This window comes from Elizabethkingia miricola (assembly GCF_001675285.1).
Classification (GTDB): domain Bacteria; phylum Bacteroidota; class Bacteroidia; order Flavobacteriales; family Weeksellaceae; genus Elizabethkingia; species Elizabethkingia miricola.
Genome location: NZ_LSGQ01000031.1, coordinates 25,185 through 38,924 on the forward strand (window position 1 = coordinate 25,185; position 13,740 = coordinate 38,924).

Annotated in this window: 11 protein-coding genes; 5 read left to right on the plus strand and 6 right to left on the minus strand. The window is 34.9% G+C overall.

Annotation, left to right across the window (positions count from 1 at the left end; genetic code table 11):
- Window positions 1-477: 477 nt before the first annotated feature.
- Entirely contained in the window at window positions 478-2,019 is a 1,542-nt protein-coding gene (locus tag ATE49_RS18040) for an AraC family transcriptional regulator (RefSeq protein ID WP_065083222.1), read from the minus strand.
- Between the two features lie 680 nt (window positions 2,020-2,699).
- Between ATE49_RS18040 and ATE49_RS18050 the strand changes: the two genes are divergently transcribed.
- The 3 genes from ATE49_RS18050 (at window position 2,700) to ATE49_RS18060 (ending at window position 5,502) form a co-directional block, all read left to right on the plus strand.
- Window positions 2,700-2,918, plus strand: a complete 219-nt coding sequence (locus ATE49_RS18050; protein WP_065083224.1) for a hypothetical protein — start codon at window positions 2,700-2,702, stop codon at window positions 2,916-2,918.
- A 27-nt stretch (window positions 2,919-2,945) separates the two neighbouring features.
- Window positions 2,946-4,538: a fibrobacter succinogenes major paralogous domain-containing protein gene (locus ATE49_RS18055; protein WP_065083225.1), complete on the plus strand. Its 1,593-nt coding sequence runs from the start codon at window positions 2,946-2,948 to the stop codon at window positions 4,536-4,538.
- Between the two features lie 325 nt (window positions 4,539-4,863).
- Window positions 4,864-5,502, plus strand: a complete 639-nt coding sequence (locus tag ATE49_RS18060; RefSeq protein WP_065083226.1) for an HAD family hydrolase — start codon at window positions 4,864-4,866, stop codon at window positions 5,500-5,502.
- Window positions 5,503-5,592: 90 nt separating this feature from the next.
- On the opposite strand, the gene ATE49_RS18065 is transcribed toward ATE49_RS18060, so the two are convergent.
- The 4 genes from ATE49_RS18065 to ATE49_RS18075 form a co-directional block, all read right to left on the minus strand.
- Window positions 5,593-7,173: a hypothetical protein gene (locus ATE49_RS18065; RefSeq protein WP_065083227.1), complete on the minus strand. Its 1,581-nt coding sequence runs from the start codon at window positions 7,171-7,173 to the stop codon at window positions 5,593-5,595.
- 45 nt (window positions 7,174-7,218) lie between these two features.
- On the minus strand, window positions 7,219-7,392 hold the full coding sequence (locus tag ATE49_RS20410) for a hypothetical protein (RefSeq protein WP_169817121.1): 174 nt from the start codon (window positions 7,390-7,392) through the stop codon (window positions 7,219-7,221).
- A 519-nt stretch (window positions 7,393-7,911) separates the two neighbouring features.
- Window positions 7,912-8,631 (minus strand): LytR/AlgR family response regulator transcription factor, encoded by a 720-nt coding sequence (locus ATE49_RS18070; protein WP_065083228.1) that lies wholly within the window; start codon window positions 8,629-8,631, stop codon window positions 7,912-7,914.
- Window positions 8,624-9,667: a sensor histidine kinase gene (locus tag ATE49_RS18075; protein ID WP_065083229.1), complete on the minus strand. Its 1,044-nt coding sequence runs from the start codon at window positions 9,665-9,667 to the stop codon at window positions 8,624-8,626. Before ATE49_RS18075 ends, ATE49_RS18070 begins: the two co-directional genes overlap by 8 nt.
- Window positions 9,668-9,822: 155 nt before the next feature.
- On the opposite strand from ATE49_RS18075, the gene ATE49_RS18080 reads away from it, so the two are divergent.
- A complete protein-coding gene (locus tag ATE49_RS18080) occupies window positions 9,823-12,264 on the plus strand; it encodes a TonB-dependent receptor domain-containing protein (protein WP_065083230.1) in 2,442 nt (813 codons plus the stop codon).
- A 255-nt stretch (window positions 12,265-12,519) separates the two neighbouring features.
- Complete coding sequence (locus ATE49_RS20635; protein WP_260256197.1) at window positions 12,520-12,651, plus strand: hypothetical protein; 132 nt, start codon at window positions 12,520-12,522, stop codon at window positions 12,649-12,651.
- Between the two features lie 259 nt (window positions 12,652-12,910).
- On the opposite strand, the gene ATE49_RS18090 is transcribed toward ATE49_RS20635, so the two are convergent.
- A complete protein-coding gene (locus tag ATE49_RS18090) occupies window positions 12,911-13,582 on the minus strand; it encodes a YceI family protein (protein ID WP_034871526.1) in 672 nt (223 codons plus the stop codon).
- Window positions 13,583-13,740: the final 158 nt, after the last annotated feature.

The window sequence follows — 13,740 nt, forward strand, 5'->3', positions numbered from 1 at the left end:
CTATAAAGCAGTCAATAAAAATATAATGAGAATAAAACTATTCACAGTGCTGTCGTTTTTTTTAATCATATGTAAATGATAGTAAATCCGCTATGATATTCAATTATTTCATTTGAATTATCCGAATGATATTCCATTGCCTTTTTTGCAGACGGTTTTTAGAAGACTTTTCAAACGCAGCAAAGATAATAGTGAGAACAGCTACTCTGAAGGTATTTATCTGTCCATATTCCGGAAAAGCGAAAAACAAATTCTTGATTATAGAGCACTATTAACTACCCTCATATATTTGCAAAATACTTTAACTGGTATTTTACCTCTGTAGTGCGTTAAATGCCTTTGGATAGATTAGAATAAGAAAAAGTGCCTGCATTATTAAGTCTTTCGTAAATACTGTTCAGCTTGTCATAAATTGAAATAAAATCAACCAGGTTCACAATATAAATGATTATGGATAATTAATGTATGAGGCGTAGTTTATGTAAAACTTTCCACATCTCTTTTTTGTATGTATTTAACAAATTCCGATGGGGAAATCCCTGTTATACTCTTGAAATTCGTTGTAAACATGCTATGAGAAGAGAAACCCGCTTCTTCTGCCAGTATACTTATTTTATATTTTCGGTATCTGGGGTCGTTATTTAATTTTTCTAAAATATAATTTATACGAAGTTCGTTGGTATAAGTGGTGAAATCCTTATTTCTGTATTTTTTTATAATATAAGAAAGATATTTGGTATTAGTATCCATAGTAGATACCATATAAGAGAGAGACATATTCTTATCCGTAAAACGATTTTGGGATTCGAATGCTTTCAGTTTCTCCAGAAGGAGTTTTTCAGTTGTAACAGACATTAACAGTACACCGGAATTTTCTACAGGTTTGCTGTCTTTTTGTTTAATTTCATGATTAAGCCGCTCTATTACACTCTGAATTTTTTGAGCCTGCTTTTTCTGCCTCCTTTTGTAAATCACCGAAAACAAAAGGTTTACAGCAATAAAAACCAGACTTATCCATATAAGGATAGTTTTAGTCGAAGCATTTCTCTTTTCAATTGCATTTTGCCTTTCAAGATTCTGGAATTTATCACTAATAAATTTATTATTCTGAGTCGTTATTTTTTCAGAAAGAGAATCCTTTTTAACTGTGGCTTTTGTAAAATTGTCAATATCTTTTTTTATCGAATAATACTCCTGAGCAGTTTTGTATATTTCTTTGTCCAAAACCGCATATTGAGATTTACTGGCATATTTTTTAGCCCGATCCAAATACTTCTTAGCCTCTTCAATATTGCCCTTCCGGAGATATGCCAGCGACAATTCCTGATATATGGTTCCGGAGAGCGCACTCTCAGGCATTTTAATATCCGTGTAAAGCAATGCATCTTTATAGCAATTAATTGCCAGATCATATTGTTTTGCATTCAGGTAACATGAACCTAGTAACTGATTATTTGAAGCGGTGAAAAATTCTTTTGACGGAATTTTATCAAAATTTTTCTGAGCAGTTTTAAATTTATCAATCGCTTCGTTAAAATATCCCTGCTGCATATCAATCCGTGCCAGTAATTGCAACATTAAACCATTTACTTTATAGGACTGAATTGGGTCTTCAATTTTTTTAGAGGCGGCTAATGCTTTTTGGATATAGGACCTTGATTTGTTATAAATTTTAAGTACTCCATACTGAGACGCAATGAATCCATATACCCGGGAAAGCCAGTCATAATCATTTGCTTTTTCAGCAATTTCTTCACCTTTTTGAGCATAGTTTATGGCTGTTTCCAAATCATTCTTTTGTTGATATAATGTCGCTATAAGAAGTAAACTTCTGACTTTATACGAAGGGAGCGTTGTACTCTTGTAAAGTGAATCTGCGGCAATAAGTGCCTTATCAAAATCTTTTTGGGCTATTTCATGAAGAATTTTTTGATGAGCTATATTATAGGAAACATAATCCTGAGCTTTTGCGGACAAGATGAAAAAAACAGTAAGCAATAAATAAACTTTCTTAAACATATAGAGATAGAGAGTCTTAGTTTATAATTTCATTCTTTAGCGAATCTCTGTTTTCATTTATAAAGCTTCAGAATTTATCAGATAATTTTGATAAAGTTTTTGCATCAAAGTTTAAGAATAGCAGAGTTGAATTTATATATAAAATATCTACTATTCTCTTCAGTATATACCAAAAAGGAAAAATCAAATACCGATTGTTAAAACTTCAAATTTAAAACCATAATATCATTATTTAATGTAATAATGATATTACGACGCAAAAGTATATAAATAATATATTCATAACAATAAATTATTTATAAAATTATTCAAATCCACCCTCTAACTTTATAAACATTTCAATGTTAGCTGTTCAGTATCCACCTTATACTTTCTCTCTTGGCCCACTGTTCATAAAATTTTTATCTGATCATATTATGAGGTTACTTCCAACCGGGCAGCTACTATCTGTTTTCCCAAAAACCAAAAAACACAATACATTAATTATCTGGCATTTAAATTTTACATTTTCAGTTTTTCCGGAATTCCTAAAGTATAAAACTATGAGAGCTCCTATTCACCGGATACCTTTGTACCGCTTGAAATAGGCCCAAATTCAAAGATAAAGAACCACACTAATAAGAATTCAGTTTTTAGATTTTCTGTATGGAATCATAAGAAAAAGAAAAATTTTAATAAATATGGATAAAGAAAAAGATACTTCTGAATATCTAATACAGAAAATAGTAAATAGGTCTTTATATAAAACCCCGGAAGTGGAAGTTATCCTGGTAGAAATAGAACAAGGTATTGCAGCCGGTTCAGCATCAGCTACGCCCAATACAACAAACGGTAATACCAATGCAATACAAACAAATTGGAACGGCAATGACGATACAAGTATTGACACTCCCTTTTAATAACAATTAATGCAATACAAAAGCATAATGAATACATCGTATAAAGTAGCTGGATTCACAGGTTTTTCACTTGTATTATTGAGCTTAGGTTCTTGTCGCAGCACTGATAGTGAAAATACACTAAACAGCGGAAATGCTTCGGTAAATATTAATTTACTGGGCACACAGTTTAGTAATACAGAAACCTCTCCAGCGCAGGCTTCAGTAATAAAAAAAGTAAATAGTCTTTCGACTGCGGACATCCAGAGTCATAGCATTTTGGTAAACCCAAGTACAATAATGACAGCAGAATTAGCTCCTGAATCTGCAGGCAGTATAAAAAATCAGGCTTCTGCAGGAAGCAATATGATGGCTGCAGCAGGAGATCCTTTAGGCTATGGAATCGCTTTCAGGGTATTAGCTTATAAACAGTCCGATGGCAGTTATGCCGATTCTAAAGACTACATCGTTGGGCAGCCTGCCGGTTCCTTAAGTCTGGATCAAGGAACAACCTATACCATTATTGCATATTCTTACGGAACGGCTATGTTACCTGCAATAAGTGCAAACGAAAAAAACAACCTGAATACCGCCGCCATTAGTTATGATGATTACAATCGGGATTTCATGTACCAGAAAATCAGCTTTACACCATCATCCACTACCAATACGCTGAATATAACTTTAAATCACAAAGTTGCGCGCATAACAACAGTAATTGAAGCTGCTTCGTCGTTTGGTAAAATCAATTCCATATCAAATGCCGCATTGACTCCTCATTACAGCAATGGCAATATCAACTTATCGGATGGTATTATAAGCAACCGAACCCAGATAACCCCTGGTACAGGTTTAGATTTTTCAGGAACAAGCTTCCCGACAGCCACAACCAGTGCCAAACCAGTCTTCATTAATGCAGATACTGGCGGTTTAGCTACAGGCTCTTTTTCAGCAGACATTAATATAGGCGGAACAGCCAAAACTATAAATTTAGCCAACCAGTTTAAGATAACACCGGGCAATAACAGTACACTGAAAATCAATTTCAAAAAATGCGGTGCTTATTTAGGTGCCGGAAATACATTGTGGAAAGATTTTATGTGCCATAATCTGGGGGCAGACACCAATGCAGACCCTTTTACGCTAAGTGCAGCAATTCAAGGCGCGAAGTATCAGTGGGGAGCCTATACCGGTGAATCAGGACGGTATTACTCTCAGGCTAATGACCAAACCAATGCCGGTACAATAACAGGATGGAGCAATGCCGGAAAAGCCGATGGCTCATGGTTGGATTCATCTAAGACAGGTAATGATCCTTGCCCTTCCGGCTACAGAGTACCAACCCAAGGGCAATGGCAAAGTATCCTTTCTAATAACTCCTATACAGCACAGGGGACATGGACAGATTCTCCCACCAATTATGGTTCGGGGGCGAAAATAGGAAATCTTTTGTTCCTGCCTAATGCTGGATATCGTTCTGACACCGACGGAGCTCTTGCCAGACGAGGTATTAGTGCTGCTTATTGGAGTAGTTCTTTGGCAAGTAATTTTGCCTTCGGTGTAGAGCTGTATCCGACATACGCATATGTAACGTTCTTTTACCGTACCATTGGTGCCAGTATCAAATGTATTGCAGAATAAATATCAAAATAAAAGAATTATCTGTGTTTGTGGAAAGGCTGTCAGTGATGAGTTTATAAATCATCATATTTTTGTTGACCAGCAGCTTTCTGAGTGGGAATCCTGAAAGTTTATTAAAAAAGGATTCCCCTTTTTATAAATAACAAACTTTAAGTGTAATGACTATTTTATCTTTAGTAAAAGTTAAAATTTTCTGACTCTCATTTACTTATATGTCGTTTTATATTAAGCTTTTGTCTGCTCTTTTCTTGTATCAAGTCATTATCTTTGCCATGGCAACTATAGCTATAACAGCTAAAGAGCTTGATTAAAAAGATTCTCTGCTATGGGCAAATACAATACTTATATTTTTGATTTCGATTATACTCTGGCTGATTCTTCTAAAGGGATTATCATGTGCTTTCACTATGTTTTGGAAAACCATGGATATCATGATATAAGTGATCATCAAATAAAGCTCACTATCGGAAAGACACTGGAGGAATCTTTTAGTATACTGACAGGTGTTACAGATAAAGAAACACTTGCCTCATACGCAAAAGAATATGTAAAAAAGGCCGATGGCTGGATGACAGCCAACACTGTACTTTTTCCGGAAACTTCATCCGTTTTAAATACACTAAAGGCACGCGGTTCCAAAATAGGTATTGTATCTACGAAGTATCGGTATCGTATAATGGAATTTGTAGAAAAAGAATTCCCTAAAGGATTCTTTGACATTGTTGTAGGAGCTGAAGATGTAACAGCACATAAACCCGATCCTTCAGGATTAATTTTAGCAATTAAGCATTTGCAGTCAGATTTAGAAGGATGCTTGTATATAGGTGACAGCATTATCGATGCAAAAACAGCACAGGCAATTGGCGCTGATTTTTACGGAGTTCTGAATGGCACCACTACAAGAGAGGAGTTACTTGTATATCCACATGTTAAAATTGCCGATAATCTAAATGATTTAATCTAAGATTCAAACTGTACAAAATAAAAAACGAATATCAGATAATATTGATATCCGATATTCGTTTTTTATCTATCATTAACTATTTATAATCAACTATGGACAAGGCACAACTTTCCGGCCTTCTCCATAACCAACTAACTGTGTTAGTCTGGTAACTTTCATTGTTGCTATAACATCATTAGTTGTATCAGATTTCCAGGTAATCCTGTTAAACTGTGCACCACCAAACAGTTCTAAAAGCTCCAGCGGGCTGGATAAGTTTCTTCTTCCCATCATTGATACAGATCCATCTGGTCCAATTTTTATTCTGACAACTGCTGTCTTAGGATTTGTTGTAGATCCGTTTATATTATAGATCTGTGAATTTCCGGATGATCCCCATAAAGTTTTATCCGATTTAAAACGAATATTCTGAGGTAAACCGCTAATTCCGGATTCAAACTGAATTTCCTGATTCGCCAGATCTACACCATTAATTTTAAGATTAAAGGAATTATCCAATTCGTAAACCTCAAAAGTAAAACCGGCATTTGCTGCCGGAAAAGTAAATCCTTGTGAAATTCTGTCTTTAGCAGATGTAGCAGGTTCATACATATTGAAATCAAATGACGGTGTAGAAATAGCTGTACAGGCAAATTTTAAATTAAGATTATACCTAACTTCCGGGCTGATAACAAGATTGGGAACCGATATATTTGTTTTCACTTTTGTCCCGACAGTCATAGAGTTAAAAGTTAAAGTAGCCATATCACTTGCTGCAGCTCCAGGATTTGCAATTAGTAAAGGTTTACTTGTCCATACAGGATTTCCAGTAGAATTTCCAGTAAAGTCCAGTGATTTAGAACTTCCCGTTACTCCGTAAGTAACAACACCACTGGATAGCTTTATACTATTTCCGGTAGCACGTTGATTGGTTATAGCTGGTGTATCAATTACTTTAATTCCATTTCCTGAGGCTACAGCACTGGCATCAACGATGGTCGTAATCTGACTGAATTTATGCTTTAAAACAACACTTAAGAGATTATCTCCTTTTGTAACTCTTACATTATCAGCTCTGAAATACATTAAATCATCATTACCAGAAATATTAGTCAAAGAAGCAGCCGAAATATTACCAGCTACATCTGCAGGAGCAACTGAAGAATTATAGGATAATACGACAAAATCATATTTATTAACTGTTTCTGTATCTCCATCCAGTGTCATTGCTGTACCATCGTCGGGAGTAGAATTTCCGGCAGCATCTATTGTATATACTTTAGTAGCAGCTTTAGTTCCATCTGTTCTTCTATAGGCAATGACTCTGTATTTTACATTTGGCCCTTTTAATGGATTATTTACAACATCAGCTAAAGTATTTTTTATACCCGCTTGTTTAGATATAGAGGAAACGGGAGTAAGCGTAGCAATAAAAGGCTGATCATCACTCACGAATTTCACCTCCTGTACCTTTACTGTTGAAATAGAGGTTTTAGGCTGAAGAGAAGCAGTAGGGTCAATAGTTTCAGTTGTATAATCACCTTCGGAAAGGTTGAATTTTAAAGCAGCTGAACCATTGGTAATTAAATTATCTCCTGGATTATCTGTTATATTATCTGTGCTTCTGCATGAAGTTGCCAAAAATAAACATGATAGCCCTATAAATGCGGTAGTTTTTTTGAAGTTTCTCATTTGTTTGTGAATTAATAAATTTACATCATACTCAAAAAAATTTACTTACCATTCAATTGTTCGGTTATCATCAGGGTCCTGCGTCCACTCTTCCTGAACCTGTCCACCCGAATTTGGAGGCAATACCCTGGCAGATCCGGTTGCTATTCCCTGCTCCATTTCTATAAGAAACGAGCCTACTCTTGGAGTTATATACTCCTGTTTTTCAAAATCATTCATTTATATACATTTTAATCTTTCTTCGTTTTCTTTAATGATAATAAACAAAATTGCTCATTACATTAAGCATCTTAATTTAATAAAAGCTATTTCCAAATAATAATTAATACATAACTATTTAAAAATCAACCGTTTTTATAATTAAAAAAACGACTGCAAATTTACAAATATTATCTTATCCTATTAATAATAAATACGTTACAACGATATATGTATTAAAATAAGATTTTACTAATTGATTATTCTCAATATTTAGTAAATAATATCTACTATTTCTTAACACAACAATTAATATGAATGGTAAGAAAAGCAAATCAAAAATTTATTTTTTGTAAGAATTAGTCCCTTAGAATAAGTTTGTATTTTGATTCCATCCTCAGCAGGAGTAGTAAGCATTTTGTTGCCCATATATATGATATTTCACAACATAAAAAATGATGCAAAGAAAACAGAAAAAGGGAAATAGTAAAGATAACCTAAGAAGATTATCTGAATTCCAGTTGTTAATTAAATGAGTTCTTACTGAAAATATTCAAGAAGTTCCCGTCGATAAGTATTACCTATAGGCAGAACAAGTCCGGTATCCAATTCTACCTGTCCACCTGAAATTTTACTGATATGTTTCAGTGCTACGATATACGATTTATGAATTCTCATAAATAGTTTTTTATCCAGTTTTTGTTCTGTTTCTGCAGTTGTTGCAGGACTTAAAAAATAACTGTTTGCAGTAAAAACTTTCACATAGTTTCCCCAGCTCTGGATGTATATAATTTCATTATAGCTGATTTTAACTACATTACCATCAACTTTCAGGATAATAAAAGGATCCTGCGGAATCAGATCGCTTTCCGGAGTTTTTGAAGGCTCAACAGACTGTGGCAATCTGGAAAACACATTTTCTATTGCTGCCATAAACCTGGCAAGATCAAATGGTTTTACAAGATAATCGACAACTCTGTATTCATAACTTTCTAAAGCATATTCTTTATAAGCCGTTGTCAGAATAACAAGAGGAGGATTGCGCAATGCTTTCAGCATCTGCAGCCCACTCATTCCAGGCATATTAATATCTAAAAAAATAAGATCAACAGGATTGGCATACATATAATCCATAGCTTCAACAGGATTATAAAAGGATTCCTTTAGCTGAAGCTGCTTCAGGTCTTTAATATAATGACGGAGTACCAGATGAGCCCCTTCTTCATCATCTATGATAAGGCATTTAAGAATTTTACTCATGATTGTAATATTTTAAACTTAAGACCAGGTTAGTCTGATATTCCTCTGCATTTTCAATAATATCAAGCATATAATATCCACTATAAAGAAGCTCCAGGCGTTTGCGGATATTAAGTAAACCAATGCCTGTAGAACTTGTTTTAAGATTTTGATCCGGCATAGAATTATGCACACTCATTCTCAGAACTCCATTTTCAAGTTGAACCATTATTTTAACAAACCATTCCCGCTCGGTGGTCAGACTATGTTTAAAAGCATTCTCTACCAACGTAATAAGCACCAGAGGAGCAATCTGATAATGATGGGCGTTCATTTCTTTATCTTCGATATCATATTCTATAAGGCAGCGTTTACCAACCCTCTCCTTTTCCATTGCAATATAATTTCGGATAAAAGAAAGCTCTTCTTTCAAATTTACAATATCCTTATTTGCATTTTCCAGCTGATAACGCATTAGATCAGAAAGTTTCAGGATAAGCTCCGGAGTTCTGGATGGCTCCGTCAGGCTAACGCCATAAAGATTATTGAGCATATTAAAGAAAAAGTGCGGATTAAGCTGAGCATGAAGATATTTGATATTCATCTCACTTAGCATCAGCTGGGCTTTATTTTTCTTTTCGAGTTCTCTGGAATAATTACGTATCAGAAATAAGGAAAGAAATGCTGCTATACTAATTGAACACAGGACAATATTATACAGAAAATCTTTAAGAAGTATTACATCTGCTGATTTATAATATTCAGGATCCACCCAGTAATAGTCAAGAACTAATAATACCCCTGCTCCCAAAATAATGAACAATATGCCGCTAACGAAATAGTATACATACTTTTTGGCCATTAAAAAAGGAAATATAAAATAACGATGTAAGATAGCCTGACCATAAAGCAATGCAAGGAAAACCAGATTTTTGACAAGGTATATCATGGAGACAGGCTTAATAAAATCCGGAAGCATTGTCAATATGAATATTGCACTAAAGAAAATTATTTCGTCAAAATATCGCTTCTTATACCATTTTCCTGCCTTAGCCATTAACTTTTTATTATACAGCAAAATAGATTCATTTTCATGTAATATGCAAATACTAAATGACAAACACATTACAACATGTTTATCAGATGTTTCATCATTTAAATTTCAGTTTCTATAGGCTTTATGATTGCTTTGCAGTTCTAAAACAAGGCATTATGAAAATGATAAAGATGTTTTGGTGGTACTGTCTGATATTAGGCCTTGTAGTAATTCCAAGCAAACTATTCTCACAAACAACTCCCGAAACAGTTGTAAAAATAAAAGGTATTGTAGTCAACAGTGCAGATAATAAAACTCTTTCAGGTTCTGTTATTGTTTTAAAATCTGAAACCGGAAAAGTATTGCATACCATTACCTCTTCTGCAGACGGCTCATTTTCTGCTTCGATTCCCAAACACTTGAAAATAAATATAAAAATCAGCTATTTAGGCTACAATGATTATAATTCTGAAGCTATAAATCTGGAAAATGAAGACCTTAATCTCGGCAGAATCTCTCTGGAAGAAAAGAGCAGCAACATTAAAGGAGTTGTAATTGCGGGAAACAGAAAGAAACCTCTCATACAAAACGGCAAGGACAAAATCGTCTACAATGCAGATTCTGATATCAGTAACAAATCGGGAAATGCGACTGATGTCCTTCGCAAAGCACCAATGCTTACTGTAGGAGCCAACGGAGAACTGAAACTAAGGGGTAATTCTAATATCAAAGTACTGATTAACGGAATCCCTTCAGGGATTATGGCCAAAAACCTAAAAGAAGCACTGAAGATGATTCCGGCCAGTTCCATTGTTTCTGTGGAAGTGATTACAAATCCCTCAGCTAAATATGAAGCTGAAGGCGCTGGTGGTGTCATCAATATTATCACAAAGAAAAAATTAAAAGGCACCAGTGGTTCATTGGATTTATCCGGAGGAAACCTGGAACAATCCGGCAATCTTGCTTTAAATATAGCAACGGGAAAATTTACTATTTCGGCTATGGGCAACTATAGCGAAGAGCGTGAGGAATCAACTGCTGAAACGAAACGTATATCTCTGTCTGGTCAGCAGCAAACAAGTCATCTTTTTCAGAGGAAAAATTCTGTTCAGACCGACAAAGGCGGTTCGGCGGGACTTACTATTAAATATCAGCCGGATTCCCTTCAGACTATAGAAACCAGCTTCTCTTATTGGAAAGGATCCTGGCCACAAAAAGGAAACCTGTACAATCGCTATAACAATAACTCGGTTACAGATGAATACCTCCAGAAAATAAAACAATCCGGAAGATTCGATTACAAGGAATGGGTTTTAAACTACCAGAAAAAATTCCGCCGCGAAGGACAGGAACTGCAACTGGTAGCACAAACATCCTACTCTGCTGAGTTCTCAGACTATCTGACCGAACAATATAAAATGGACGGCAAGCTGGCTTTCCGCGAAACCGGCCCCAACAGAGGGTCTGAGAAAGAATGGAGCATACAGGCCGATTACGCTCAGCCGTTAAATACTTCCGGAAAGATTCTGTTGGAGACCGGTGTCCGTTATTATAAAAACAGATCCCAAAGTTCGTATGAAGTTATTAACAGTCATATTCCCGTAGATCCTTCACGTTTAGGTAATATAAAGTATATACAGGATGTATTTTCAGCCTATATGACATTGAATTTCGAAACGGATAACGATTGGACTTTCCGTCCCGGAATAAGACTGGAGAAGACATTTGTAAATGCTAATTTCCAGTCCGGTTCTCCTTTTAAAAGAAACTTTACAAATTGGATTCCAAATTTACTGATTGTAAAAAAGCTTAATGAAAACCATGAACTTAAATTCAATTATACAGAAAGGATACGCCGCCCGTGGATTATGGATCTCAATCCGTATAGCAATGCCAGTGATCCGCTGAATATTACTTCCGGAAATCCTTATCTGGAGCCTGAACAAACCAGAAATATAGAACTTTCCCATGTGTTTATAACTGCTAAGAAAGCCTCATTAACCAGTAGTGTATATTACAATTTCAACAAAAACTCTATTGAGCCGGTTACGGTGGTTAATAAGGAAGGAATATCTTATACCACTCCCTCAAACATTGGAGAAAACAACCGTTTGGGAGCTAATATCAGTACGGTTTTTAGCCCTGTGAAAAAATGGACTGTAAATGCCAATGCTGAAGTTTTTTACCTTCAGTTTCGCAGTAAATCTTTAGGACTGAACAATACCGGAACTTTTTTCACCACGAGTCTGAGTAATACCATAGCATTACCGGATAATTTAAACCTCAGCATATCGGGAGATTACGGAAATGGATTCATTACGCTGCAGGGGAAAAATTCTGCTAATTATTCTTACCGTTTTGCGATAAGCAAACAGCTTCTGGATAATAAAGCAAGCCTTACCCTTGCTATTATCAATCCATTCCAGAAAGCATTTAGAGAAAATGTCTATGCATTTGCACCCACTTTTCAGAGCACCAATATAAACAGATATTATAATAGAGCTGCAACGCTTACTTTCAGCTGGCAATTCGGAGGTCTAAAGCCTGCTCATGATAAAGAAAGCCGCTTTTCGGATGAAAGTAATGACAAACATATGAGAGGAAAAAAACTAAAATAAAACGGGCAAATTTCATCCTGTCAGAAAAGTACATATATATCATTTTTTCACTTCTTTAAAGAGGGTTTTGTTCCGTTAGTTGCAGATCTCCTGCTTTAAAGACACAGATCCTGCAAACAGTCATTTGCAGGATCTTATTTGTATAAATAAAGCACTCTATTAGTTATTCTATCTATCTGAAATTATTTTTTTATGTTAAATCATATTAAAGGGAATTATATATACATTTACATATCACCAATTAAAAATGCAATTATGAAAAAATTAATTAAAAATGAGCTAAAAGAAATTAAAGCTGGAGATAATATCTGTCCACAAAAACAGATATATTGTAATGGAAGATGTATAATACCTGAACATCTAATAGAACAAGAACATTGTAATTAAGAATCTGTTTAATTTTAATTCAAAAAAATATTAGGCTTCGACAGGCTCAGCCTGACATTTATAAAAAGAAGGTATTTGAGACAAGCAATGTAACTCTCAGTTAAGTCTGTAGTGAGCTTAGTCTATGGTGAGCCTGACGAACCAAACTATCGAAGAGTATTAACTATAAAATTTAAAGTACTTATACAAGACACACAACAAAAAAGGCTTAAACAATGTTTAAGCCTTTTCTGGTATATAAAATTTTAAATATAATCGCTTATTTTTTAGCTTTTACATCAATTGCAATTTCGATGTCTTTACTGATCATCCATTCAGCCGGATCAGATTCAGTCGTACCGAATTTAATACCCCAGTCTGTTCTGTTTACAGTGAACTTAGCCTGAATAGCCGCTGCATCTGCAGTAACATCTACTTTAGCCGGGAATGTAACATTCATTGTTTTTCCAAGTAAAGTAAGATTTCCGCTTATTGTTTTATTAGCTCCTGCAACAGCATCTTTTGGAGTTTCTTTCAAATCTGCTACGCTTGTAATTTTGAAATCAGAAACAGGGTTTTTCTCTACATTAAAGAAGTCAGGATTCTTCAAGTGAGCTTCAAGTTCTGCAGGTTTTTTGTCTGCTTCTGTTACTGAAGCCGGATCTACTTTAATAGAAGTCATATCAATAATAAAGTTACCCGCTGCTACCTGTCCACCTTCAATGCTCAGGTCTCCTGATTTTACATTAAGAGTTCCCCAACGAGGTGCAAATCCGCCTTTGTGGAAAGCTTTCCAGTTTACTACAGAAGCTACTGTATCTACAGCTAACTTTTCTCCTTTGCTTTCTGCAACCGACTGCTCTGTAGCTACTGATGTATCTGTTTTTGCTTTGTTACACGATGCCGCAAGCAATCCTACTGCTACTAATGCTAATACACTAATTTTTTTCATATTATTATATTGTTTATAAATTCTGTTGTTTTTCGGAGACAAAAATAGAAAAACCAGATTACCATCTCCTTAACATACATCAAGAAATACTGTTTTCTGTTTTTTTAATCTTATTTATTATTGAGTTTTTGATGCTGTAATACCGGATAAATAAAAGA